The sequence below is a fragment of the Haloferula sp. BvORR071 genome (assembly GCF_000739615.1).
In the GTDB taxonomy this organism is placed as follows: Bacteria; Verrucomicrobiota; Verrucomicrobiia; order Verrucomicrobiales; family Akkermansiaceae; genus Haloferula.
In genome coordinates this window covers 57704-81912 of record NZ_BATP01000003.1, presented here as the reverse complement: position 1 = coordinate 81912, position 24209 = coordinate 57704, and the positions used below count along the sequence as shown (strand labels likewise).

21 protein-coding genes are annotated in these 24209 nt (G+C 62.3%); 12 read left to right on the top strand and 9 right to left on the bottom strand.

Going from position 1 to position 24209, the window contains the following annotated elements:
• Positions 1-165: 165 nt before the first annotated feature.
• The gene (locus BV071_RS01335; protein ID WP_035601108.1) at positions 166-651 is read right to left on the bottom strand and encodes an Lrp/AsnC family transcriptional regulator; all 486 of its coding nucleotides are present in this window, start codon (positions 649-651) and stop codon (positions 166-168) included.
• Positions 652-820: 169 nt separating this feature from the next.
• Here BV071_RS01335 and BV071_RS32285 point away from each other — a divergent pair, with 169 nt between their 5' ends.
• Positions 821-1456, top strand: a complete 636-nt coding sequence (locus BV071_RS32285; RefSeq protein WP_052572735.1) for a thioredoxin family protein — start codon at positions 821-823, stop codon at positions 1454-1456.
• 37 nt (positions 1457-1493) lie between these two features.
• Positions 1494-1928, top strand: coding sequence for a hypothetical protein (locus tag BV071_RS01325; protein WP_035601106.1), 435 nt, complete (start codon positions 1494-1496; stop codon positions 1926-1928).
• 91 nt (positions 1929-2019) lie between these two features.
• On the opposite strand, the gene BV071_RS01320 is transcribed toward BV071_RS01325, so the two are convergent.
• Positions 2020-3093: an ATP-dependent 6-phosphofructokinase gene (locus tag BV071_RS01320; protein WP_035601104.1), complete on the bottom strand. Its 1074-nt coding sequence runs from the start codon at positions 3091-3093 to the stop codon at positions 2020-2022.
• 55 nt (positions 3094-3148) lie between these two features.
• Positions 3149-4057: a serine hydrolase gene (locus BV071_RS01315; protein ID WP_265593926.1), complete on the bottom strand. Its 909-nt coding sequence runs from the start codon at positions 4055-4057 to the stop codon at positions 3149-3151.
• A 565-nt stretch (positions 4058-4622) separates the two neighbouring features.
• Between BV071_RS01315 and BV071_RS32280 the strand changes: the two genes are divergently transcribed.
• Positions 4623-5606: a hypothetical protein gene (locus tag BV071_RS32280; RefSeq protein ID WP_052572734.1), complete on the top strand. Its 984-nt coding sequence runs from the start codon at positions 4623-4625 to the stop codon at positions 5604-5606.
• Positions 5607-5722: 116 nt separating this feature from the next.
• Here BV071_RS32280 and mpl read toward each other — a convergent pair whose 3' ends face one another.
• Together mpl and BV071_RS01300 are read right to left on the bottom strand one after the other, a co-directional pair.
• Entirely contained in the window at positions 5723-7111 is a 1389-nt protein-coding gene (gene mpl, locus BV071_RS01305; RefSeq protein WP_035601100.1) for a UDP-N-acetylmuramate:L-alanyl-gamma-D-glutamyl-meso-diaminopimelate ligase, read from the bottom strand.
• A 133-nt stretch (positions 7112-7244) separates the two neighbouring features.
• Positions 7245-8126, bottom strand: a complete 882-nt coding sequence (locus BV071_RS01300; protein ID WP_035601099.1) for a haloacid dehalogenase-like hydrolase — start codon at positions 8124-8126, stop codon at positions 7245-7247.
• 111 nt (positions 8127-8237) lie between these two features.
• Here BV071_RS01300 and BV071_RS01295 point away from each other — a divergent pair, with 111 nt between their 5' ends.
• From BV071_RS01295 to BV071_RS01285, 3 genes are all read left to right on the top strand, one after another.
• Positions 8238-8480, top strand: a complete 243-nt coding sequence (locus tag BV071_RS01295; protein ID WP_035601098.1) for a DUF433 domain-containing protein — start codon at positions 8238-8240, stop codon at positions 8478-8480.
• On the top strand, positions 8477-8827 hold the full coding sequence (locus tag BV071_RS01290) for a DUF5615 family PIN-like protein (RefSeq protein WP_035601095.1): 351 nt from the start codon (positions 8477-8479) through the stop codon (positions 8825-8827). The genes BV071_RS01295 and BV071_RS01290 overlap by 4 nt, the downstream gene beginning before the upstream one ends.
• Before the next feature lie 90 nt (positions 8828-8917).
• Positions 8918-11785, top strand: a complete 2868-nt coding sequence (locus tag BV071_RS01285) for a right-handed parallel beta-helix repeat-containing protein (protein WP_052572733.1) — start codon at positions 8918-8920, stop codon at positions 11783-11785.
• Positions 11786-11818: 33 nt separating this feature from the next.
• Here BV071_RS01285 and BV071_RS01280 read toward each other — a convergent pair whose 3' ends face one another.
• On the bottom strand, positions 11819-12739 hold the full coding sequence (locus tag BV071_RS01280) for a TIGR01777 family oxidoreductase (RefSeq protein WP_035601092.1): 921 nt from the start codon (positions 12737-12739) through the stop codon (positions 11819-11821).
• A 235-nt stretch (positions 12740-12974) separates the two neighbouring features.
• Here BV071_RS01280 and lptD point away from each other — a divergent pair, with 235 nt between their 5' ends.
• The 3 genes from lptD (at position 12975) to BV071_RS01265 (ending at position 16543) form a co-directional block, all read left to right on the top strand.
• Complete coding sequence (gene lptD / locus BV071_RS01275) at positions 12975-15407, top strand: LPS assembly protein LptD (protein ID WP_035601089.1); 2433 nt, start codon at positions 12975-12977, stop codon at positions 15405-15407.
• Between the two features lie 61 nt (positions 15408-15468).
• Positions 15469-16107, top strand: a complete 639-nt coding sequence (locus tag BV071_RS01270; protein WP_035601086.1) for an NAD(P)H-dependent oxidoreductase — start codon at positions 15469-15471, stop codon at positions 16105-16107.
• A gap of 13 nt (positions 16108-16120) precedes the next feature.
• Complete coding sequence (locus BV071_RS01265) at positions 16121-16543, top strand: ester cyclase (protein WP_081885707.1); 423 nt, start codon at positions 16121-16123, stop codon at positions 16541-16543.
• Between the two features lie 245 nt (positions 16544-16788).
• Here the strand turns inward: BV071_RS01265 and BV071_RS01260 are convergent, their stop codons facing one another.
• Entirely contained in the window at positions 16789-17493 is a 705-nt protein-coding gene (locus BV071_RS01260) for a D-Ala-D-Ala carboxypeptidase family metallohydrolase (RefSeq protein ID WP_081885706.1), read from the bottom strand.
• 255 nt (positions 17494-17748) lie between these two features.
• Here BV071_RS01260 and BV071_RS01255 point away from each other — a divergent pair, with 255 nt between their 5' ends.
• The 3 genes from BV071_RS01255 to BV071_RS01245 all read left to right on the top strand — a co-directional run bounded on the left by BV071_RS01255 (position 17749) and on the right by BV071_RS01245 (position 22184).
• Positions 17749-18930: an LptF/LptG family permease gene (locus tag BV071_RS01255; protein ID WP_035601077.1), complete on the top strand. Its 1182-nt coding sequence runs from the start codon at positions 17749-17751 to the stop codon at positions 18928-18930.
• 28 nt (positions 18931-18958) lie between these two features.
• Positions 18959-20833 carry a SulP family inorganic anion transporter gene (locus BV071_RS01250; protein ID WP_052572732.1) on the top strand — a complete coding sequence of 625 codons (1875 nt, stop codon included), beginning with the start codon at positions 18959-18961 and terminating at the stop codon, positions 20831-20833.
• 169 nt (positions 20834-21002) lie between these two features.
• The gene (locus BV071_RS01245; protein ID WP_035601075.1) at positions 21003-22184 is read left to right on the top strand and encodes a GAF domain-containing sensor histidine kinase; all 1182 of its coding nucleotides are present in this window, start codon (positions 21003-21005) and stop codon (positions 22182-22184) included.
• A gap of 53 nt (positions 22185-22237) precedes the next feature.
• On the opposite strand, the gene BV071_RS01240 is transcribed toward BV071_RS01245, so the two are convergent.
• Both BV071_RS01240 and BV071_RS01235 read right to left on the bottom strand, forming a co-directional pair.
• Complete coding sequence (locus BV071_RS01240; RefSeq protein WP_035601073.1) at positions 22238-22846, bottom strand: PEP-CTERM sorting domain-containing protein; 609 nt, start codon at positions 22844-22846, stop codon at positions 22238-22240.
• A gap of 133 nt (positions 22847-22979) precedes the next feature.
• Positions 22980-24134 carry a hypothetical protein gene (locus tag BV071_RS01235; protein ID WP_265593925.1) on the bottom strand — a complete coding sequence of 385 codons (1155 nt, stop codon included), beginning with the start codon at positions 24132-24134 and terminating at the stop codon, positions 22980-22982.
• Positions 24135-24209: the final 75 nt, after the last annotated feature.

Sequence of the window (24209 nt, the reverse complement as noted above, 5' to 3'; positions counted from 1 at the left end):
GGATTCGCGGTAGCGGACTCCAAACCTGCAGGACAGGCAGGGATCAAGGCGCGTTCGCCTCTACCTTGCAGGGACGCCACGACTCTTCCAAAGCCCTCTCATTGTAGAGGGCCTCAAACTCGCTCCTGCCACACCTTGGGATCTCAAGTCTTGGCTCAATCTCCATCAAGGAGACACCGCCAAGCGCTCGGGGCCGCCTTGCTCCTCGAAGAGGAAGCCGTTCTCCTTATAAGTTTTCAGGCGGAAATGGGTAGCGGTCGAAATCACGCCCTCCATACTGCTGAGCTTTTCGGAGACAAAACGGGCCACCTCGCGCAGGTCAGTGCCTTCCACCACGACCATCAGGTCGTAGCCGCCGCTGGCCAGGTAGCAACTCACCACTTGCTCGAAACGCGCGATGCGCATTGCCAGACGATCGAAGCCACCGCCGCGTTCCGGCGTGACCTTCACTTCGATGAAGGCGGACACGTCGTCGTCGCCCGCCTGCTCGGCATCCACGACGGCCTGATAACCTAGGATTGTGCCGTTTTTTTCCCAAGCGGCGATCCGGGATCGGACCTCGTCCTCGGTCAGGGACAGCAGCTCGGCGAGTTCCTGGTGCGAGTGGCGGGCCTTGCGGCGGAGCAATTGGAGCAGCGGATCGATGGACATGGCGGCAGGGGTTCTAGGCGGCGGCGGGCGGCGGGGCAAGGGCGGCGTCAGCCCTCAAGACATCTCACCGGAATTGCCGGATTACCAGTAAGCGGCGTCAAATACTCACGTTTGAAATATTAGAAAAAACATGCTTCGGTGCCGCTTATAGAATCTGAACAAGTCGCTTATGAAAACTCCCGCACTTTGCCTCATATCCCTGATTTCCATCGTCCTACCCACCACCCTGCAAGCCCGGGCGTGGAAGGAAGCCGGCTCCGAACGCACCCTCGAAGGTGACTTCCTGAAGGTGGAGGGAGGGCAGGTCATCATCCGCAAGGCCGGCGGCACCACGGTGAAGATCGCCCTCTCCAAGCTCAGCGATGAGGACCAGAAATTCGTGGCCGGCCAAGCCGCGCCGAAGGAAGACGCCGCCGCTGACAAGGACGTCTTCAAGTGGGAGACCGATCTTGAATTGGCCAAGAAGCGCGCCAAGGAGGAGAAGAAGGACATCCTTCTGGACTTCACCGGCTCTGACTGGTGCGGCTGGTGCATCAAACTGAAGAAGGAAGTCTTCGATCAGGCCTCCTTCCAGGAATACGCGAAGAAGAACCTGATCATGGTCGAGCTGGACTACCCGCGTAAGAAGGAGCTGCCCGCGAAGGAGAAGGAACAGAATGAGAAGGCCCAAAAGGAATACCAGATTGAAGGCTTCCCGACCATCATCCTGCTCAACTCCAAGGGTCGCGAAGTTGCCCGCACCGGCTATCAGGAAGGCGGACCCGACAAATACGTCGAGCACGTGAAGGGGCTGCTCAAGAAGTAAGCTTCATACCGCTTACCCGCGCACCCAGCACGCCCCGGTGAAAGTCTTCCCGCTACAACGGCCTGAGAACAGCCCGTGGTATCGCGCGGGAATTGCGTGCTGGCTGCTGTTCATCGGCTATCTCTGGTTCGCCCGCGATCACTCCAAGTTTTCGAGCTACCTATTCGTCTCGATGCTCGCCGTGATGGCGATCGTCAGGGATCAGCGCTTGCGTCGGACACCGGATCGGCATGTGGAGATGGATGAAGAGGGCATCCGTCTCTTCCCCGCAGGATACTGGGTGGTGGATAGCATCCCTTGGAGTTCGGTGCTTGGACACCGGGAAGAAGGCCAAGGGATCTTCCTTCACTTCAAGAACGACGGTATCGAGCGGGCCGTGCTGTTTGAGCGGAGATTCTTCGCCAAGGGAGACTGGGACGAGTTGGCAGGCTGGCTGAAGAAGGACACAGAGGTCTTTCTGCTCGCCTACTGAATTGAAGCGAGCGGAGCGCAGCCAATCGGAATGAAGAAGGGCGACATCTCTGTCGCCCTTCTTCGTAAACTCTCTGAAGCGTTTGTGCAGCTCAGTCGCCGAGGCAGATGCCGACGGCCTTCGCGGCCTTCACCATCTCGCCGTCGGGCTCGACCAAGCGAAGCTGGTTCACCGCTTCCTCGATCGGCACGGAATCCACGTGGTAGGCTTGGTAGCTGACCATGCGGCCGAAGCGGCCTTCCTCGGCGAGCTTCACCGCCATCACGCCGAAGCGCGTGCCGAGGATCCTGTCGAGCGCCGTCGGTGCACCGCCGCGCTGGAGGTGACCAAGGGTGCAGGAGCGGGTTTCCTTGCCGGTGAGCGATTCGAGGCGATGGGCGACGATGTCACCGATGCCGCCGAGACGGACTTCACCGCCGGCGTTTTCGGCAATCGTGGCAAGTTCACCGGAGGGCAGGTGGGCACCTTCCGCCACCACCACAAGGGTGCTGTGGTGGCCTTGGGCATCACGTGCCTTGATGAATTCGGCGACCTTCTCGGTGTCGTAAGGGATCTCGGGCAGGAGGATGACGTCGGCACCACCAGCGATGCCACCCCAGAGGGCGATCCAGCCGGCGTGGCGGCCCATCACTTCCAGCACCATGATCCGCTTGTGGCTCTCGGCCGTGGTGTGCAAGCGGTCAAGACCATCGACCACCGTGCTCACGGCGCTGTCGAAGCCGAAGGTCATCGCGGTCGCACGCAGGTCGTTGTCGATCGTCTTCGGCACGCCGATGATCGGCCAACCTTCGCGGTAAAGTTGCAGGCCGGTGGTCAGCGAGCCGTCGCCACCGACGATAATCAGCGCGCGGATCTCCAGTTGCTCCATCGTGCGCTTGGCCTTGGCCACGATGTCGGCCGGCACCTCGGCGATATCGCCCTTGCCCACCTTGGCGGCGAAGTGGCCCTTGTTGGTGGTGCCCAGGATCGTCCCGCCGAGCTTCAGGATGCCCAAGGTATCCTGAGGACGCAGCACCTTGTAGTCGCCGGGAGGCAGGAGCCCTTCAAAGCCGTCCTTGAATCCAATCACTTCCCAGCCGAGCTGGCTGGCTGCTCCCACGACGCCGTGGATCACTGCATTGAGTCCGGGGCAATCGCCGCCGCTGTTGAGAATACCGATGCGCATCGAAGGAGGATTTGGAGTGTAGAATCAGGTTCGATAAGTCAAAAACGCGCCATCCTTACCGGGGATTTGGAACGTCGAGGATTTCACTGTCGCGATCTTCCACCGGAGCTCCGGCGGCAACCCAGCCGTCATACTTCGCCCAGCCCGGAGCGATGAAGCCTCGGGCACGGTTGAAACGGTCGGGATTGTTCAGCACCACGATGATCAAGCGCCGCGGGGTTGCCTTCTTTTCACCGTTCACTTCACGGACCAAGGGATCGCGTTCGACCGAGACGCTCACGCAGGCACCGGCAGCGGTAGTCGTGCCAGTCTTGACACCCAGGATGTTCGGCTCGCCGATCAGCTCGTTGGTGTTCTGGATCTTGTAGCTGCGCTTGTTGCCATCCGCGCCGGTTACCGAAATCTGGCGCTCCTTCTGCCGGGTGATGAAAGTCACGCCCGGCTTGCGCATCGCATAGACCGAAAGTTTTGCGACGTCCGCCGCGGTCGAGAATGCTTTTTGCTTCGGCAGCTCAAGGCCGTGGGGATTGGCAAAGCGGGTCTTGCTCAGGCCGATCGCCTTGGCGAGCTCGTTCATTTCGACCACGAAGGCAGCCACGCCGTCGCCTTCCTTGCCCCGCGCACGCAGGATCTCCCGGCCCACATGGTCGGCCACGGTCGCCGCCGCGATATTGTCGGACCCAAGCATCGCGGAGTAGAGGGCGTCGCGCAGGGTCAGCCGGTCGCCGACTTGCAGCGCCAGGGGATTTGCCCCCCCGATCGCGAGAGCCGAGGCCGGAACCGCCGCTGAAACCTGGGAAAGATCAGTCCCAGTCGCATCTGCCCAATCAACCGCGATCACCGCAGTGGCGATCTTGGTGAGGCTGGCGATCGGCCGCTGTACGGTCGAATTGTTCGCCATCAGGACTTTCCCCGAATGAGCTTCCACCACCATGTAAGCCTCCCCCTGCTGACCGCGGGCCACGGAGGAAACAAGAGCGACAAGAATGAATATGAGCGCGCGCATCGTGAACCGGCGCGGACTCTAGCTTTCCCGGCAGGGGGGGCAAGCGGAGAAGACCGGAAAGACCCGCAGCGAGCGGCGGGAAAAAATATTACCCGCTGTCACGGCCTCCAGCGGGCCCGAATTCGAGGGCTTCAGAGGAGCCGGCCGCCCGCGAAGTCCCGCCTTGCATTGCGCGCCAAGGCCTTTTAAGCTCCCCGCGTCAGGCAGATCCGGGACCCATTCCGGCTGCCCGCCGCCGGCCAAACGCAGATTTTGGCAGCAGCTTCCGCTTGGGCGGAATGCAATCGGACTCCGGCGGACGCGGTAATAACGCGGTGAAGCCTGCCCCACTACCGGGCCAGCGCGCGATAGCCGCCAGGTCCCGGGTCCATGGAAATTCCGCCCGTCCCGCAATGAGAGGTGGATCATCCCCGGCACCAGAAAGCCGGCGACCCGGACCGGCAGGTCGAGCCTGCAGCCCCGCCCGATAAGCGGGCGGCTGCCCGCCGTCGCGAGACAGGCCCGCCAACCGAGAACAGAAAACATGTCCAACGCCCCATCTGACACGAACAGAGGCGCCGGAGGCGAGCGTCGTAGAAATCGCTCCCGCGGAGGCAAAGGCCGGAATCGCAACCGGAACAACAACGAAGGCAACCAGAACCGCGGCGATCGCGGTGATCGTGGCGAGCACAACCGCGGAGATCGCGGTGAGCGCGGCGAACGCAATCAAGGCAACCGCGGCGGCGATCGCGGTGACCGTGGCAACCGCCCTCCCCGCAAGGAGTTCAAGCCTGCTCCGCTGACCCTGTGGCAGAAGATCCTGAAGATCTTCGGCCTCTACAAGGAGCCGGTCCGCCCACCACGCCCCGAGCGCCGCGAAAGCGTGCGCTTCGAAGAAGGACCACCGAGCGGAGCCGTCGTCGCTCCACGCGAAGTAAAGTCCAACACCCGCAACGCCCGCCAGCCGGGTGCTGAGGGTCAACAAGAGCGTGGCCCACGTGAGCCTCGCGAGCCCCGTGAACCGCGCGAGCGCCGTGGTGGAGAGAGAGGCGAGGTCGCCGGCTCACGCATCTACCTCGGCAACCTGTCCTACGAATGCTCCGAAGAGGACCTCAAGGACCTCTTCAAGGGCGTCGGCACGGTCCGCAACGTCGAGATCGTTTACAACCGCCGCACCCACAAGTCCAAGGGCTACGGCTTCGTGGACATGCTCAACACCGAAGAAGCCAAGCGCTCGGTGGAGGTCCTGCACGATCAGTTCTTCATGGGCCGCAAGCTCGTGGTGAGCGGTGCCAAGTCCAAGGAGCACGAAGAGGCTCTCCGCGAAGAAACCGTGGAAGCCCGCGAAGCGCGTGAACCGCGTTCCGCTCCGGCTCAAGCTCCAGCCGCGGCCCCGGCCGCTGCAGCTCCGGCTCCAGAACCCGCTCCTGTGGCGGAAGTGGAAGCCGCTCCGCTGATCGTCGAAGAAGCTCCCGCGGCCCCTGCCCCGGTTGCGCAGAACGACGACGAGCAGCAGCCCCACGCCTGATCGATCCCGATCTTAGACAGATTCCCCGCCCCGTCCGGTCACTCCGGGCGGGGCGTTTTTCTTGGTTGTAGCGGAATACCGCAGCCATTCCGCTACGGGATGTGCGGCAGCACCGATCAAGCCCCCAGCCGCTCCAAGAGCTTCTTGTGGATCCCACCGAATCCACCATTGCTCAAGACCGCGACGACATCGCCGGGCTGGGCTTCGTTGACGACCGTCTCCACGATCTCGTCCACCGTGTGGATATAGCGTCCATTCCCGCCGTTCGCGAGGATGTCGATCACCAGCTGATCCGGGTTGAGGCGGTCATTCTCGGGGAACTTGTGAAGATCCGGAATTTCCGCGACGATCGCCTCGTCGGCGAGGGCCAGGGCCTCGGCCAGTTCCGTCTGGAAGACCGCGCGCCGCGTCGTGTTGGAGCGCGGCTCGAAAAGGATCCACAGCTTGGCGCCATCGTAGCGCTGGCGCAGGCTGCCCACCGCATACTTAATCGCCGTAGGATGGTGCGCGAAGTCGTCGATCACCTTCACCCCGCCGGCTTCACCGCGGAGCTCCTGTCGTCGGGCCACACCACCGAAGGACTCGAGCCCGGTGCGAATCTCGTCCGCTGTCAGCCCGGCAAACAGGGCCGCTGCCGTAGCCATCGCCGCGTTGCGCACGTTGAACTCACCGGTCATGTGCAGCGAGTAGCGCTCGCCGCCCAGCGTGAAGGAACTACGATCCGCCTCGTACCCGATCTCCGTGATCCGCAGATCATTGCCCTCGCCGATTCCCACGGTCTTCACCGGGCAAGGAGCCGACTCCGCCACCTCGCGGCAATTCGGATCATCTCCATTGATGATCGCGCAGCCGGTGCGCGGCACCACGTTCAGCAGGCGTTTGAAGGTGAGCTTGATCTCATCCAGGCAGGAATAGATGTCGGCGTGGTCGAACTCGATGTTGTTCACCACCGCCACCTCCGGCAGGTAATGGAGGAACTTGGAACGCTTGTCGAAGAAGGCGGTGTCGTATTCGTCACCCTCCAGCACGTTAAACTCGGAGTCGCTGAATTGCGCACCGCGGCCGAGATTCTTTGGCAGGCCGCCGATCATCCAACCGGGGTCACGGCTCGCGGAAAGGAAGATCCACGCCAGCATCGAGCTGGTGGTGGTCTTGCCATGGGTTCCGCTCACCACGTAGTTCCGCTTGCCGCGCAGGAAGTGCTCCTTCATCACCTCCGGCAAGGACTGGTAGAGCAACTTGCGGGACAGCGCCGCCTCGGCCTCTTCATTGCCGCGGCTGATCGCGTTGCCGATTACAATAACGTCCGCACCTGCCGGTAGATTCTCAGAACGATAGCCCTCGGTGATCACGATTCCCTCATTGCGCAGGAAATCCGACATCGGCGGATAGACGTTGTTGTCGGACCCGGTGACGGTGAAGCCCTTGCGCTTCATCGCCACAGCCACGGCGCCCATGGCCGTCCCGCAGACGCCGGTGAAATGGAAATGCTTCTTCTCAGACATGAATCAAATGGGTTTCTCAATCAGGGGCCCTTTCCTCAGGCCGCCCTGCCTCTAACAACTGGAGCCGCGCCACATCCTGCCTGCGGGTATCCGGACCCTTGGCGAGCTTGGCGTCTTGGCGGTTCCATTGTCTTCAGAACGTCGGCGCTGCCACCGTGGCATTGTCCCGCTCTTCCGTTCGGCGGCGCAGGATCCGGTCGGCGATCTCGCTTACCATCTCGCTCAAGAGCAGCCACAGGTGGCTGCCCTGCTGGTAGTCCGCGGGCGCGATGTGTTTCACCCGGTTCGCATGGGTCGATAGCTGGAAGCACTTCCGGAAGCTCTTCCCGGTCGAATCGTCGGGATTGTAGACGGCGATGCCGTGGCCGCCATTCTTGTTCATCACCGTGAAACAGGGGACGTCAGTCGGACCGTCGCCGACATAGACCATGTTCTCAAAAGGGATCGGCCGCTGGTCGGCGGGCATGTGGTCATTCACATCCTGCGAGTACTCCAGCATGCCCTTGTTGATGCGGAACAGGAACTGCGTCTTGGTCGTGTGGGAAATCGCCCGCTTCGGGAAGCTGATGTGGCCCTGTGAATCCTCGCCGAACTCGCAGCCGAAGATCGCCTTCACCTTGTTCTTGAGCCGACTGCCATCGAGCAGCGCCTTGAGACCGGAGGAAATGATGTAGAACTCGATCTTGATCCCCGCCGCCTCGTGGACCGCGCCCAGAGAGGCACCCGGCAGGGTATCAAAGATTTCCGGAATCCCCGGGAAGAAACGCAAGCCGGCACCCAGTTGGGAGAGCCGGGCATTGCTCACCTGATCCATCTGCAGGTAGTCCAGCAGGCACTTCAAGTAGGCCAGTTCGCCATCCCATTGCTGCTCCACCACCAAGGTGTTGCACCGCTTCCAGAACTGCGCCGGATCGATCCCAAACTCCGGGAACAGCACGTCGTCCTGCATATAGCGGGGACTCAGCGTCTGGTCGTAGTCGAAGACCAAGGCGATCGTGTTCTGGGGTGCAGCCATGGGCGGCCCGAAGCGAACCAGCCCCCACCCCGCCCCGCAAGCTGAATCCCGCCGGTCGCGGTCCCCCGATGCTGCCTTGCGGGGAAACCTGAAATCCCTTAGTTTCCGGGCATGCCAGCCGAGGATCTGCTCAAGCGAATCACCACCTCGCCAGAGGTTTGCCACGGCAAACCCTGCATCCGGGGGCTGCGCTATCCGGTGGAGTTTCTTCTGGATCTGCTCAGCGGGGAAACCACCGAAGCCGAGATTCTGACGGATTACCCGGATTTGGAGTCGGATGACCTTCGGGCCGCTCACGCCTATGCCGCCCGCTTGAGCCGGGTGAAACGCTTCGAGCCACTGCCCGCGGCGTGAAGTTTCTGGTCGATGCGCAGTTGCCGAAGACTTTGGCCACGCTACTTGGCAAGGCTGGTCATGAATGTCGGCACACCCTCGACCTCCCTGAGGGAAACCGAACCAGCGACGGCGCCATCCGGGCCTTGGCGGACAAGGAGGGCTTCGTGGTTGTAACCAAGGATTCGGACTTCGTGGACTCCCACCTCCTCACGACCAGCCCACCGAAGCTCTTGCTCATTTCGACGGGCAACATTTCCAACCGTCAGCTCTTGGAGATGGTTGAGAAGCATTGGCCCTCAATTAGCTCCGCCTTGGCCGATTCGTCTTTCGTCGAGCTCTCCCAAGGCGGCCTCGTGGTTCATTGAGCCCGCAAGCCGGCGCCACTGCACGCAGGAAATGAGCAGAAAAATGGGGTTTCTTAGCCACGTTTCTCCATCCACTCTGCCTTCTTCGCCATGCGCTGCCTGGTCCCTCTTCTCCTTGCCCCGCTCCTCGCGAGCGCTGCCGATTTCCATGTCTCCCCTCAAGGCGATGACTCCCAAACGGGAAGCGCCGCAGTCCCCTTCGCTACCCTCGCCAAGGCCCGCGCTGCCGCACGGCCCCTCGCAGGCAAGGAGAGCGTCACGATTCACTTGGCCGATGGCACCTATTATCTTCCCGAGCCCTTGACCCTCAAGGCGGAGGATTCCGGCAGCGAGTCCTTCCCGGTCGTCTGGAAGGCCGAGCATGAGGGCAAGGCGATCCTCAGCGGCGGCCTCAGGCTGCCCCTGGAGTGGAAGCCCTTCCGCGACGGCATTTTCCAAGCCGCCACCCCGGCAGGCCTCAGCATCGACCAACTATTCATCGGTGGTGCCCGCCAGCGGATGGCCCGCTACCCGAACTACGATCCCGCGAAGCCGACCGCTGCCTATCAGGGCTATGCTACGGATGCCATTTCCAAGGAGCGCGCCGCCCGTTGGGCCGATCCCGCTGGCGGCTACATCCATGCCATGCACGTCGCCCGCTGGGGTGGTTACCACTACCGCATTACCGGCAAGAATCCCGATGGCACCTTGGCCTACGAGGGCGGCTGGCAGAACAACCGCCAGATGGGCATGCACGCCGAACAGCGCATGGTGGAAAACATCTTCGAGGAGCTGGATGCGCCCGGGGAATGGTTCCACAACGCGAAGACCAATACGCTCTACTTCAAACCGGGGCCGGAGATCGATCTCAGCTCCGCCAGTGTGGAAGTCGTGCGCCACAACCGCTTGATCGACATCGCGGGCACGGAATCCACGCCGGTCCACCATCTCACTTTCCAAGGCTTCGTCATCCGCCATGCGGCCCGCACCTTCATGGAGAACCGCGAGCCGCTGCTGCGCTCGGACTGGACCATCTATCGCGGTGGTGCGGTGACGCTCACCGGTGCCAGCGATGTTGCGATTCTGGATTGCGAGTTCGATCAGCCGGGCGGCAACGCGGTCTTTGTGAACAACTTCAACCGCCGCGTGCGGATCAAGGGCTGCTACATCCACGACACTGGCGCAAGCGGTGTCTGCTTCGTCGGCGATCCCGCCGCGGTGCGCAATCCGCTCTCCGAATATGCCCAAGGCCAGGACCTCTCGAAGATCGACCTGACGGAGGGCCCGAAGGGCAATAACTACCCCGCCGATTGCAGTGTGGAAGACTGCCTGATCACCGGCATCGGCCGCGTCGAGCGTCAACCGGCTGGAGTCGAGATCTCCATGTCGGCCCGCATCGCCCTGCGCGATCTATCGATCTACGACTGCGCTCGCGCGGGCATCAATATCGGCGACGGTTGCTGGGGCGGCCATCTTATCGAGCGGTGCGATGTCTTCGATACGGTGCTCGAAACGCACGATCACGGGTCCTTCAACTCTTGGGGCCGCGACCGCTACTGGTTCCGCAATCACCGCGGTGTTTCCGAGCCGGCGGTAAAAAAGAACCCGAAGCTCCCCTATCTGGACGCGGTGGCCACCAATGTGATCCGAGATTCCCGCTGGCGCTGCGACCACGGCTGGGACATCGACCTCGACGACGGCTCCAGCAACTACGACATCTATCGTAACCTGCTCCTCGCCGGCGGCCTCAAGTTCCGCGAAGGTTACGGCCGCAAGGCCCACAACAACATCATCGTCAACAATGGCCTCCACCCCCATGTCTGGTTCGACCAGAGCGGCGACTCGCTCAACGGCAACATCTTGATGAGGCCGCACGCCGTCATCGGCATGCCCGATGGTTGGCAATCCGCAATGGCTGGCAACTACTTCACCGATCCCGCCGCCCTCGCGAAATGCCAGAGTCTTGGCAGCGACAACCAGTCCATCGCCATCGCCCCGGACTTCGTCGATCCCCCCCATGGCGACTATCGTCTCAAAGAGGGCTCACCGGCACTCAAGGCCGGTTTCGAGAATTTCCCGATGGATCAATTCGGGGTGAAGAAGCCAGCCCTCAAGAGGCTCGCCAAATCCCCTGACTTCCCCGCCCTGGAGCATTCTGCCGGGTCGATCAGCGGCAACGAACCCGCGGCCTTCTGGCTGGGTGCCAAGCTGCATGGGATCGAAGGCGAGGAGTTCTCCGCCTTCGGCGTCGCGCGGGAAGATGGCGGCGTCCAGTTTGTCAAAGTTCCAGCGGACTCCGCCGCAACAAAGGCAGGCATCCGGGAGAATGACCTTCTGCAAAGCATCCAGGGCCGCAAAGTCCGCGGAACCAAGGATCTCTTCTCCATTCTCATGGAGCTGCGCGACACGCCCTTGGAGATCGCCGTCGTCCGCAATCAGACTTTGCAAACCCTTCATCTAGGAAGGGTTCCCTACCTTCTCACAGAGGGCGCCAGCAATCCGGGCGGGTTCAAGACTCTCAGGCCACCCGCGGCCAGCAACGCGAAAGTCCTCACCCTCCCAGCCACCGCCAACGAACCCGTCTCCAATCTAACCGATGGCAAACTGGCGGCCAACTACGGACCGGTGTTCCGCAACGGCGTCACCGGCCTCTACAAGCTCGATCTCGGCAGCCTTGCCAACCTGAGCGCCGTCAACACCTGGAGCTTCAACCAAGGCGGCAACCGTGCCCCACAGTGCTTCACTCTCTACGGCAGCGCCGCCGAAAGCGATCCGGGCTGGAATCCGGAATCGTTTACCGCCATCGGCAGCATCGATACCCGCAGCGCTCCGAGCCCGCCCTTCCTCACGACCTCATTGCGCGCCCCTAACGGTGAATCCTTGGGCAAGTTCCGCTGGATCCTTTGGGCCCCCCTGCCCCTGAACCCCACCGGCGAAAACACCGCATTCCAAGAGTTCGCCGTCGAAGTCCAGCACTAGGGGCATAGCCGGAAGTCGCAGCACTCCAAGATCTCACGCCGAGGCCGCGCCGGTCCCGACCAAATCCGCCATTGCCATCTCTAGCGTCGGAAAGCGGAACCCGAACCCGCTCTCCAGCAGCACCCGTGGCACCGCCCGCTGGCTGCCCACCAAGGCGCTGGCAAAATCCCCCATCATCCAGCGCAGCGCAAATTCCGGCACTGCAAGGGCTGCCGGCCTCTGCAGCGCCGCGGCCAGCTTGCGGGTAAAGTCCTCATTCCGCTCAGGCTCAGGGGCCGAGCCATTGACCGGCCCTGCGATCCCTCCGCCACGGATGCAGAAGAGGATCGCCGCGATCAGGTCCGCGACGTGGATCCACGGCATCCACTGCTTGCCCGTGCCCAAGCGCCCGCCCAGCCCGAGCCGAAAAGGCAGGAGCATCTTCTTGAAGGACTCTCCCTCCTTGCCCAGCACGATGCCGCTGCGCAGCTTGACTACCCTTGGGCCGAGCCGTCCGACGCCATCGGCAGCGTCTTCCCACGCTTGGCAGAGTTCCGCCAGATAGCCGGTTCCGGTGGGGGCCCCTTCCTCGAGTATTTCGTCACCCCGTTCGCCGTAAATCCCCACCGCAGAGGCATTCACCAGGACATGGGGGCGCTCCGTCCGGCCGAGCATCGATAGCCCGCGCACGATCCGGGAGGTCGCTCCGATCCGGCTGTCATAGAAGCGCCGCTTGGCATCCGCCGTCCAGCGCTGGTTGATCGGCTCGCCGGCCATGTTCACGACCGCAGAAATGCCGCTGAAATCCGGGACCTCCCGCCAGTCCCGCCACTCCGCCACCACCCCGTCCCGCCGCTTGACCTTCCGGCTGAAGCCACAGACCGACCAGCCCGCGGCGGCGGCCTCCCGTGCCAGCTCGCGGCCGATAAAGCCGGAGGCTCCAATAATGGCGAGGGTTTCCGGTCGAGATGTCATTTTCCAACAAATTCCCTGCTTCGCCTCAACCCGCAACCGCTTTCGGGCTTTCCCCCTTTACTTCAAATCCGGGACCCCGTCTCATCCCGCCACGATGAGGGTCGCCGTTCTCCCTGCTTTTCTATTCACTACCACGATCCGGCTCGCCGCACAGAACCCCGAGGAAGTCCTCCCGGAGCCACCTCCCCCAGCAGAGGCGCCCCTTCCCATCGCCCCGGTCCCGCCGCCGCCAAAGATGGACCTTTTTCCGGGTGCCACCAATCAACTGCCCGGGACGCCGAAGAACCTGAAGATCGTTCGCACCGGCAATACCAACACCTTCGATCTCGTCGAGCAGGTCTACAACTTCTCCGGCCCCTTCGAGGTCGAGACGGACAACGGCATGAAGCTGCGGTCCTCGAAGGCCGTCTGGAAGGGCAAGGAAAACAAGTTCTACATTGATGGTGACGTCAAGATGACCACCAAACAGGGGACGGAAGTCTTCGCCGACCATGCCGTGGCGGATACCCAGACCGAGTCGGTCACCTTGACCGGAAATGTCAGCGTCTATCGCGGCAACCTGCTGCAGCGCGGTGACGAACTGGTCTTCTTCTGGAAGGAGGAAAAGATGGATGCCTCCGGCCTGCGTGCTGGCGTGGATCCCTTCCTCCTTGAGGCGGGGCGCTTCAGCGTGGAGGACCGCGATGGCAAGCAGGTCTACGTGGGCCACGACGCCGGGGTCACGACCCACGACGTGGAGGAGCCCGGCTTCTGGCTGCGTGCCAAGGAAACCACCATCTATCCGGACGACAAGGTGGTCTTCAAGAACCTGCGCCTCTACGCGGGTGAAACCCCCATCTTCTGGCTACCCTACCTCTCCCAACCGCTCGACGGCGATCTGGGCTACCACTTCGTGCCGGGCGCGCGATCGAACTGGGGCGTGTTCCTGCTCAACAGCTATGGCATCATGCTGGGCGGCAACCCCGATCCCAAAACCGGCGAGACCGACAACGAATGGCTGCTTTCCCGCTGGCACTTCGACATGCGCAGCCGCCGCGGCGTGGGCGCAGGCGTCGATCTGCTGGATTCCAAGGAGCACAACCCGAACCTGACCGGACTCTCGATCTATTACGCGAACGACATGAATCCGGACATCAGCCGGACCGGTCTGCCGCGCACGGACGTCGGCGACGACCGCTACCGCTTCGCCTTCCAACAGAGCTTCCCGCTCGATTTCAAGGAGCTCAAAAAGGTCGATAAAGATGGAGAATGGCGCCTGGACGCCAACCTGAACATTCTCAGCGACAACTATTATCTGGAAGACTTCGAGCCTGAGATCTTCCGCACCGACCCAAGTCCGGACAATACCATCGGCCTCTATCGCCGCGATGACGGCACCCTCTTCAGCGCCCTCGCCCGCATCCGCCCGAACGAATTCTACCGTTCCGATACCCGAGCCCCGGAAGTTGCCTTGGACTTTGCCCGCCGTCCGCTCTTCGACCTGCCGATCCTGCACGAGGGCAGCATCTCCCTCTCCTTCATCGAGGAAGAAATCGGCAGTGCCACAGCCTCCACGATCCACTCGCTCCTGAGGCTACCCACCAACGATCCACTGGTCCCGGTCCTGCTCAGTCAATTGCCGACCTACGAGCGCCAGTTGATCCAGCAGATCCGCTCGCTGCCACCCGGCAGCCCCCTGCTGCCCGGCCTGATCAATCAACTCGATAGCCCCGGCTACAACCGCTTCCATACCTATCACGAGTTCTCGATGCCGGCTAACATCGGCGGTTGGCTCAGCCTGACTCCGGAACTCGGCATCGGCTACAGCCGCTACTGGGATGCCGACGGCCCGTCCGATTCGATGGACCGCATCCACCTCACCGCCGGTGCGGAGGCGTCCATGAAGTTCTCCAAGGACCTCGGCGTGGTGCAGAACCGCAGCATCGGTCTGGATGGCCTCTTGCACGTCATCCAACCTTACGCCCGCTTCTCCTACGTCTCGACGGACGATCTCGATCCGCTCTTCCCGGCGGTCGACCGCGAAACCTTCAGCACCCGCCCGCAACCGCTCTCAGTCCCCAGCTTCACCGCGATCGATAGCCTGCGGGACTGGAACATCTTCCGTTTCGGTGTTCGCAACAAGCTCATCACGAAGCGCGACGGCCAGAGCTTCGACTGGCTATCGATGGATACCTACATCGATGCCTTCATCACCGACCCCGACTACGACCGGAACTTGTCCAACCTCTACAACGACCTGCGTTGGAATCCGCTGCCGTGGTTCGGCATGACCTTGGAGACCCAGTTCCCGGTGATCGACGACGACGCCGGCTTCTCTGAAGTCGCCGCCCGCGCCCGCTTCATGCCGACCGAAAACCTCGAGTTTTCAATCGGCCATCGCCTGCTCGACAACCACCCCGTATTGCCGGACTCACAGCGGGTCGACTTCCGCGCCTTCGCCCGCCTCAATGACAAGTGGGGCGTCGGCTTCTTCCAACTCTGGGAACTCGATAGCGGCACCCTCGAAGTCCAGCAATACACCATCCACCGCGACTTCAATTCCTGGGTCGCCTCGATGGGCATCACCCAGCGCGACAACCAATTCAAGGACGAGTTCGGCGTGATCTTCAGCGTCACCCTGAAGGAGTTCCCCTCCGGCTCGGTGCCCTTCAGGCTGGACGCCCAATAATATCTCAAATTTGAAATTTGAAATTTCAGATCGCTCTTCTTCCTGCGCCAACCTGCTACCCATGACTCCCGAAAAGCTCATCGAATCCCTCCAGTTCCGCTACGCGACCAAGAAATTCGACGCCGAGCGCAAGATCCCCGCTGAGATCTGGGCGGTGCTTGAGCACTCGCTGGTACTCACGCCTTCCTCCTTCGGCTTGCAGCCGTGGAAGTTCCTGGTGATCGACTCCCCCGAAGTGCGGGCGGACCTCTCCAAAAAGTCATGGGGCCAATCGCAGGTCACGGATGCTTCCCACCTGGTCGTCTTCACTACCCGCACGGACATGACGGAAGCCGATGTGGACCGCCTCATGGATTCGCTGTCGTCCATCCAGAGCCGCAGCCCGGAGAGCCTGAGTGGCTATCGAAATGTCATCACCGGTTTCGCTGCCGCCATGACTCCGGAAGCCCGCCACGGCTGGAACATGCGCCAGACTTACATCGCGCTGGGCCAGTTCATGGCTTCCGCCGCAGCCCTCGGAATCGACACTTGTCCCTTGGAGGGCTTGGAACCCGCCGGTTACGACCAGGTCCTCGGACTTGTTGGCACCGGTTACGCCACTTCCGTCGCTTGTGCCGTCGGCTACCGGTCGGCGGAAGATAAATACGCTTCAACTCCCAAGGCACGCTTTCCGCTGGAAGAGATCATCGAGCATCGCTAGACAAGTCAGCGCGATGAACTCGACACGTACCCCCAGGGAAGTTGGTGAAGCGTGGTTCGGCCCGATGTGGAATAACCGGGACACGGCCTTGATGCGGGAACTCATGACGGAGGATGCCGTCGGCCACCTCGAAGGTGGCGAGGACGTCATCGGTCCGGCTGGATTCGAAGCCTTCATGCAGGAATTCCTGCGCGCCGTGCCGGACCTGAAGCTGACCATGATCAATTGCCTCAGCGATGGGGATGACGTCTGCGTCCACTGGCGTGCCAGCGGCAACCACACCGGTGCCGGCCTGGGCTTCTCACCCAGCGACGCCCAGGTGGACTTCCAAGGCGTCACCTGGCTGCGGGTCAAGAATGGCCAACTCGTCGAGGGCTGGGACTTCTGGAATCGAGACGCCCTGCTCCAGACCATGTCCGGCAAGGTCTTAGTCTGAGCCAGCATCCGTTCTTCGACTCCGACTCCGCGTTTTCCCCGGAACTACGCGATGACGGTGTTCCGCACCCGCCGGAATCGGTTAGTGTCGCGACGTCACCAAGCAGCCGTTTTCGGGCGACTTGAGGATGTCAGTTAGGAACAAGTCAGGGTTCCTCGTTTGTCGAAATTTCCGGGCGTCGGAGGGTTGGACTCCTTCGGCGCCCGGGGGGCGTACAGGAGTCAGGATCCGGCCAAGCGACCGGCTTACCAGTCGACGTTCTCGCCGCGGGTGTCGACGTGGGTGAAGGTGTCGTAAAGACCGACACCACCGCGGAATAGCCCCGCGCCGCGCAGCTTGCGGGCGGCACCTGCCACGGAAGATGGCCCAGCGGCAAATTTCACATCCACCGCCACATTCGCCTGATGCCAAGACCCACTGCGGGCTCCCGGGCAGGTGGCATTGTAAGCCGGACAACGGTAGGCGGAGACGATCTCCCCGACCGGTTGGCCGAGTTCCATCGCCACGCGGTCGATCACCCGCAAGGTCGGTACCATCTGGCGCCACAGGCTGCGCGGCGGCAGGCTATTCCACAGCAGACCGTGCTGCTTGGCGTGGGCATCGATGATCTGCTCCGGCGTCAGGTGCTGGAGGCGGCAGGCGACCAAATAAGAGTAGTAGATCTTCAGCTCGTTCCCTTGGCGCTGCACCCACTCCTGCGGCAGGTTCGACGAATCGAAGGGCAAGACCTGCAGGGTCTTGGCGGTAGCCGTGTTAGTGTTGACCGGGCTCGTGGTCCGGGTGAGCGAAGGATTTACCGTCACCTTCGGCGGGGCATTGCCCGTCACCGCTGCCACCCGGGCGTTTGAGCCGAGGAAGGCAATAGCCCCAAGACCGAGGGTGCCTAGGGCACCGCGGCGGGTTGAAATCTGGGGGAACCGGAATTCAGCGGCGTCTGGGTTTGGGGACATGCGTGAGGGTTCGGGCTGGCTGGGATGAAGGTAGGAGCGAGGAAACTCCTACCACCGTGACGGGAGGTCGAATCAGCCCGAAGTCTCCTCCGGGACAAATTCGACCGGTAGGAAAGCAACCGGAATGCCCGCGGCAAGGATTTTCGGCCAGATTTGCTAACCGTTAGGCAGCGGTCCCGGCCTCGGTCGACTCTCCGGGGCCCTTTTTCGCCACTCGACAGGCCCCCCCCCGGCGCCCAGACTCCCCCCACACGCATGCGTCTTTCCGACCGCTACATCGGCCGCCAGGTGCTCGCTAGCACCGTATTTGCCATCCTTGTCCTGAGCACCATCCTGGTGATGGGCAGCATCTTCCAAAAGATCCGCCCGCTGCTGGTGGACGCCGGAGCCCGCTTGTCGGTCATCGCCGAGCTCGTCGTCGCCAGCATCCCCGCCTCGCTCATCTACACCATCCCGTGGGCCTTCCTCTCGGCCATCCTGCTGGTCTTCGGCAGGATGTCCTCGGACCAGGAATTGACTGGCTTCCGGGTGGCTGGCATTAGCTTGGCCCGTCTCTCGGCCCCGGTTTTCGCCATCGCAGGCGCCCTCTCGGCTCTTTGCTTGTGGCTGAATGTCACCATCGCGCCAAAGTCCAACAACGAGGTCGACTACATCTTCGTCCGGGCCTTCTTTACAGATCCGCTGAGCATGCTGCGCGCGGCCGCGGAGACCGATGGCTTGGCCCGCTTGGACGAAACTGCCAAGGGCGTGCGCGTCTACTTGGGGGAGTCCAACGAGAAGGGCAGCTACATCAAGAATCTCCACCTCTTCAAGGTCGCCGAGAAGAAGAGGAAGGACCCCAAGGACCCGAATTCGCCGTTCATCTATACGCCGCCGGTTTACGTACATGCGCAGAGCGCGCAGACAGAAGCCGACCTCGTCAAACGCCAGTTCAACTTCCGCCTTTTCGACGCCTATCTTGAGACTACGGAGAAGGACAAGGAGGACGGGACAAAGGGTGCGGTCAAGATGATCGTCGCCAGCGAGGCCGTTCCCGCGGTCATTCCCTTCGAGATGAAGCCGCCGAAGCCGAAGGCGAACACCATGACCAATCGGCAGATCCGGGAATACCTGGCCACGGATCCCAAGCTGGCCAAGAACGAGGCCCTCTCGCGGCGCCTTCAAATCTCGCGCTTCTGGTCGGAGGAGCAACGCCGCTACGCCTCGTCCTTCGCCTGTTTGGCCTTCGCATTCGTCGGCATTCCGCTCGGGATCAAGGCCCGGCGCAAGGATACCTCCACCGGTCTGGTGCTCAGCCTGCTGATCGGTGCGGCCTACTTCGTCTGCAGCATGTCGGGTGGCACCACCAAGGCCGCCGTGCTCGCGGGGCTGTGGGGGCCGAATATCGCTTGCGTCTTGATCGGCCTCTACCTGCTGCGCCGCGCGCGCTTCCGCTGAAGCCAGCAAGCGAGCGACCGGCGCCGCCATGAGCCACCATTTCCAGCCCCGCCGGATTCTCCGCCGCCTCGTGGAGTTCTTCCGGGGTGGCAAGCTCGACCCGCTGCCCATCCTCCATACCTGGCGGCAATACGACCGGGAAAAATTCCGCGCCGATGGCAAGGCCGCGCTGAATGTCTCCCTGCTCGATATCCCGCAGGGCATCGCCTACGCGGCGATCGCTGAGCTGCCGATCGTCTTCGGCATCGCCTGTTCTGCGGCAGCCTCGATCATCGCGCCGTTCTTCGCGGGTAGCCGTCACACGATCCTGGGGCCGACGAATGCGACCGCCTTCATGCTCTTCGGTTTCTTCGCCGTAGAGCCGATGCTTGGCGCCCGCGAGACCCAGCTCGTGCCGCTGCTGGTCCTGATGGTCGGCATTTTCTGCCTGATCGGCTCGATCCTGCGGGTGGCGGACTTACTGCAGTATATCTCGCGCTCAGTGCTCGTCGGTTACGTCTCCGGTGCGGCGGTGCTGATCATGACCAATCAGTTCAAGCACCTGTTAGGCGTGGCCTACGAGGTGGATGAACTGCGCCCGCGCTCCTTCGTCGGCTTGGTCGAGGCCTTGGTCCGTTCCCTGCCCCACGCCGATTGGCCGCCTCTGGTAATCGGTGCCTGCACCTTCCTGGCCTTCTTCCTGATGAGGAAGTGGAAGCCGCGCTGGCCGAATCTCGCCATCGTGCTGGTCTTCTGCTCCGCGGTCTTCGGCACCTTGGCCCACCAAAAGAGCGGCTTTTTCAGCGGCGTGGCCCGTTTCCGGAATTTCCAGCCTGCGGACCTGATGCCCAATTTCCCCGATCTCACCCGCAGCGGGATCTTTGAGGACATCTCTTCCCTACTCGGGGTCTCGCTGGCTATCGCCTTCCTCGCCTGCCTCGAGAATACCCTGATGGCAAAGACCATCGCCTCGCGCTCTGGCGACCGCTCGGACGTGAACCAGGACATGTTCGCGGTGGGCCTCGCGAATATTGCCTCGGCCATCGCCGGCGGCATGCCCGCCTCCGGATCCCTGCTGCGATCCTCGCTCAATTTCAACTCCGGTGCGCGGACCCGGATGTCCTCCGTCTACTCGGGCATGCTGGTGCTTTCCACCGCCTTGCTGATCGCATGGCTGCCCAAGTTCGGCGGTGTCTCCCTGATCGATTACGTGCCGAAGGCGGTGCTCGCCGCTCTGGTAGTCGGCATCGCCCTCGCCCTGATCAACCGCCACAACATCCGCATCTGCGCGCGCTCGACGCCGGACGACGCGGCCGTGCTGGTCATCACCTTCATCGCCACCCTGATCGCCCCGCTGCACCTCGCGATCTTCATCGGCGTTGCGATCTCCGTGACCCTCTTCCTGCGCAAGGCCAGTCGGCCCCACTTGGTGGAATACGAGTTCAACGACGCCGGGGAACTCCGCCAGATGGGCGAGAAGCGCCAGCGCCCGAACCCGGCGATCTCGATCGTTCACGTGGAGGGCGACCTCTTCTTCGGCGCCGCCGAACTCTTCCGCACCCAGATCCAGCGCACCGCGGCGGATGAATCGCTCAAGATCATCATCCTGCGCCTCAAGAACGCCCGCCACCTCGATGCGACTTCCGTGCTCGCGCTGGAGGACCTGATCAAGTTCATGCGCGCGAATGACCGCCACGTCCTGATCTCCGGCGCCACCCGCGACGTCTACCGCGTGCTCAAGCACTCCGGCGTGCTCGAAACCATCCAGCAGGGAGCCAACCGCAAGGGCGGCGAAAGCAACATCTTCCTCAACCGGCCGAGCAACCCAAACCTCTCGACCCGCGACGCCCTGAAACGCGCACAGCAACTGCTAGGCGGCGAGAAGGCGGACATCCGGATCTTCTACGATCCCGCAAAGAAGTAGGCCCACGCCCTACGATCCTGTAGGCGAACCACTTGGTCTCGGCTTATCCGCAAAATCGCGGACAGAAATCCGCTCGCCAATCCACCCCCGGCTCACGGAGAATCACAAAGGAGCGCAACGCGTCAGTTCGGACGCCCAACTTCCCCCGCTCCAACCCGCCTGCTGCCCTGTGGACGATTTTCAGAAAGACCTTGCCCTCATCGCTTCCATCGGTGCGGTGCCCACCATCCTCGACGTGATCTGCCGGACCACGGGCATGGGTTTTGCCGCGGTCGCGCGGGTCACCGGGGAGCGTTGGATCGCCTGCAGCGTGAAGGATGAAATCAGCTTCGGGCTCAAGCCGGGCGGCGAGTTGCAACTGGAGACCACCATCTGCAATGAGATCCGCCAGCATCGCAATGCGGTGGTGATCGATCACGTCGCCGAGGACGATACCTACGCCTGCCACGCCACACCGCGGCAGTATGGCTTCCAGAGCTACATCTCGATGCCGATTATCCTCAAGGACGGCAGCTTCTTCGGCACCCTCTGCGCGATCGATCCCAAACCGGCGAAACTAAAAACGCCTGCTGTAATCGGGATGTTCAAGATGTTCGCGGAACTCATCGCCCTGCACATCGAGACCACCGAGCGATTGTTAGAGTCGGAGGCCCGCTTGAAGGTGGAACGCGAGGCCGCGGAACTTCGCGAGGAATTCATTGCGGTGCTCGGTCATGATCTTCGGAATCCCTTGGGAGCCCTCCGCACCGGCGTCGTCCTGCTCCAGGAACTGAGCGGCGACCCCAAGGCCGCGAGAGTCGCCGCGATGATGGACCGCAGCGTCACCCGCATGTCCGAGCTCATCGAGGATGTCATGGATTTCGCCCGCGGCCGCCTGGGAGGCGGGATCGCACTTGAAGGCTGCGCCGAGGAGTCGCCGGAACCAGTCTTGCGCCAAGCGGTCGAGGAAGCCCGCGCAATGCGGCCCGATAAAACGATTGAGATGGCTTTCGATCTCATCGATCCCGTGGTCCACGACAAACGCCGTCTGGCCCAGCTCTTCACCAATCTGTTAGGCAATGCCCTGACCCACGGCAAGGATGGCGAACCCGTGAGGGTCCACGCCCGCAGCCAGGGAGGTCGCTTCGAACTCGCGGTGGAGAATGCCGCCGAACCGATCCCCGCCGAGACCATGGACCGACTCTTCCAACCCTTCGCCCGCGGGGACACCAGCGGACAAAAGCAAGGCCTGGGCCTCGGCCTCTACATCGCCTCCGAGATCGCCAAGGCCCACGGCGGGAAGATCGAGGTGAAGTCGGACGTGGACGGCACCCGCTTCACCTTCCGCATGGATGGTGCTCCCGCAGCCTGAGGCAGGACCTGCCTGCGGAAGGGAGTTCGGGATTGCGAAGTTACCCTGGTTCGTCACCTCCGCCGTCTCCTCAAGCCCATCCCCATCCCCAGCCCCATACAGGACAGGAGCAGAGCGGAAGGCTCCGGCACGACCACTAGATTCACGGAATAGCCAGTCAACTGCGGGCCGGTCTGCTGGACCAAAAAGCTATAAGTTCCCGGCCCGAGCGTACCACCTGCGAAGCCAGCCGCTCCCAGACCGGCGCTACCGAGACCAGCCAGGATATTCTCCCCGATCTGGCCCGAAGTCAGGTGATTCGCACCAAGGAAGCTGCCTACCGTCCCTGCGCTCGGGATAAAGCTCGTGGCACCGAGGTTGATGGCACTGAAGCCAGTGTTCCCGTCTCCGGCCGCACCCGTATTGAGATCGTCGTAGTCCAGCAGTTGGATGGCACCGAGCGACTGCCCGGGCAGGATCGTGAAGGTGACGTAGTCTCGTGCATCGGTCGTGCCGTTGACGTTGCCGCTGATGATATTGCTTCCCAGTACAACCACGAGGGAGGTCGGAGCAGCTTCATTCGACGACAGGTCGCCGTTGCTGGTTTCAGTCCAAATGGTCGCCGCGGACGCGGTCGCCGTAAGGAGCGCGAGCGAGAAGACATGAATGAGAGGAGTATTCATGAGCCTGTTTGTTTTTGGAGGGGAATGGATGCTCGATTCAGGAAAGCACCTATCTGCCAGGATGAACAGTTAGGATGACTGGGCAAGCTTTTCCGCCCCCAACCCCAACTCGACCTCTCCCCCCTGACCGAGATTATTGCCCGAGCTCTTTTTCGATGCGCCGACGCACGACGGGATCCTTCACAACATCCAAGGCGGCTGCCAAGGACGCCTCGTCACCAGCGGAGAGAAAGAACCGGCAAGCAACGAGGGCCGCATCCGCTTGAATCGGCGAGGACGTATTCGCGGCAAGCCATTGGATGGTTTCTTCGGGAGACGTCTTCGCGGTAAGCCGCACCGTGCTCTGAAAGGTCGTCGACTCCTCCGAGCGCTCACCCAGCACTTTCCCGGCAGCCAAGCGGCTCATTAAATCCAGGGCGGCGCCCCCTTTCACTTGGGCGAGTTTCCCAGCCAACTGGCCATCTTCCAGTGGCAGGACTTCGTTGATCTTCTCAAGACGGCTGGCGAGCATTGCCGCCGAATCCGAACTTGTCTGCGCGGAGCCGAAGACCCTGCCCAAAATCTCGTCCCTCACCTTCTTGGCATAGGGATCATCCTTTCCCTCCGCTGACTGTTGCACTCCGATCATCCAATCGACGGCCCGGTCGAGTCCCTCGTTCTGGATGAGGTTCCAAGTGAAGTGCCCGATGCACGCGTTCCGGTCTTCCTTCGGAAGCGACGCCAGCATCTCGATCGCACGATCCGAATCATGGAGGGCCAGGCCACCGAGAAGGCCGGGCAGCAAGCGCTTGCTTTGGGCTGGATCATTCACGCCAAGTTCATCCAGCCATTTCTTCGCAGCATTGGGATCCTTCCCAGCCCAGCCGTAGAAGGTATACCATGACTCGTCCTCGTGCTTGGACAGTCCTCGTTCCTTCCATCCTTCCATAATGTCGGGACCGAGACGCTGGCCGGCCACGGAGAGGGCGAAGAGGTATTCGCGGTCAAGGGTTCGCCCGGTTTGATTGTAGCTCCGCCCGAACTGATCCAGGACCTCCTGCCAGTTCGACTCGTCGATGCGGTTGTAGATTTCCCCGAGAAGTGTCCGACGCTCGTTCGCATCCGGGATCTCCATCGCGCGATAAGCGAGCCCCGGGACCGCCCCTCTCGAAGCGGTCCGCACCTCTTTCCGGAGGCGGGCGATCTCATCGAACTCTGCAGGCCCCATCCGGGCACCCGCCTTCGAGTCCAATGCTCCTGCCTGCCCTCCTGCCGCAGGACCATCTCCGGCACCTCGCCCCGATGGCATCGACCAACGCCCGGCGACTATCCCGAGCAGAATTCCGATCACCAGATGCCACCACCGCAATTTCACCTCCATCTC

Bases quoted from the DNA above. Each gene is read 5' to 3' on its own strand.
- BV071_RS32285 (WP_052572735.1), top strand. From the start codon at position 821: ATGAAAACTCCCGCACTTTGCCTCATATCCCTGATTTCCATCGTCCTA.
- BV071_RS01265 (WP_081885707.1), top strand. From the start codon at position 16,121: ATGAACTCGACACGTACCCCCAGGGAAGTTGGTGAAGCGTGGTTCGGC.
- BV071_RS01260 (WP_081885706.1), bottom strand. From the start codon at position 17,493: ATGTCCCCAAACCCAGACGCCGCTGAATTCCGGTTCCCCCAGATTTCA.
- BV071_RS32280 (WP_052572734.1), top strand. From the start codon at position 4,623: ATGTCCAACGCCCCATCTGACACGAACAGAGGCGCCGGAGGCGAGCGT.
- BV071_RS01285 (WP_052572733.1), top strand. From the start codon at position 8,918: ATGCGCTGCCTGGTCCCTCTTCTCCTTGCCCCGCTCCTCGCGAGCGCT.
- BV071_RS01295 (WP_035601098.1), top strand. From the start codon at position 8,238: ATGCCAGCCGAGGATCTGCTCAAGCGAATCACCACCTCGCCAGAGGTT.
- BV071_RS01255 (WP_035601077.1), top strand. From the start codon at position 17,749: ATGCGTCTTTCCGACCGCTACATCGGCCGCCAGGTGCTCGCTAGCACC.
- BV071_RS01270 (WP_035601086.1), top strand. From the start codon at position 15,469: ATGACTCCCGAAAAGCTCATCGAATCCCTCCAGTTCCGCTACGCGACC.
- BV071_RS01320 (WP_035601104.1), bottom strand. From the start codon at position 3,093: ATGCGCATCGGTATTCTCAACAGCGGCGGCGATTGCCCCGGACTCAAT.
- BV071_RS01235 (WP_265593925.1), bottom strand. From the start codon at position 24,134: ATGCCATCGGGGCGAGGTGCCGGAGATGGTCCTGCGGCAGGAGGGCAG.
- mpl (WP_035601100.1), bottom strand. From the start codon at position 7,111: ATGTCTGAGAAGAAGCATTTCCATTTCACCGGCGTCTGCGGGACGGCC.
- BV071_RS01250 (WP_052572732.1), top strand. From the start codon at position 18,959: ATGAGCCACCATTTCCAGCCCCGCCGGATTCTCCGCCGCCTCGTGGAG.
- BV071_RS01240 (WP_035601073.1), bottom strand. From the start codon at position 22,846: ATGAATACTCCTCTCATTCATGTCTTCTCGCTCGCGCTCCTTACGGCG.
- BV071_RS01335 (WP_035601108.1), bottom strand. From the start codon at position 651: ATGTCCATCGATCCGCTGCTCCAATTGCTCCGCCGCAAGGCCCGCCAC.
- BV071_RS01300 (WP_035601099.1), bottom strand. From the start codon at position 8,126: ATGGCTGCACCCCAGAACACGATCGCCTTGGTCTTCGACTACGACCAG.
- BV071_RS01280 (WP_035601092.1), bottom strand. From the start codon at position 12,739: ATGACATCTCGACCGGAAACCCTCGCCATTATTGGAGCCTCCGGCTTT.
- lptD (WP_035601089.1), top strand. From the start codon at position 12,975: ATGGACCTTTTTCCGGGTGCCACCAATCAACTGCCCGGGACGCCGAAG.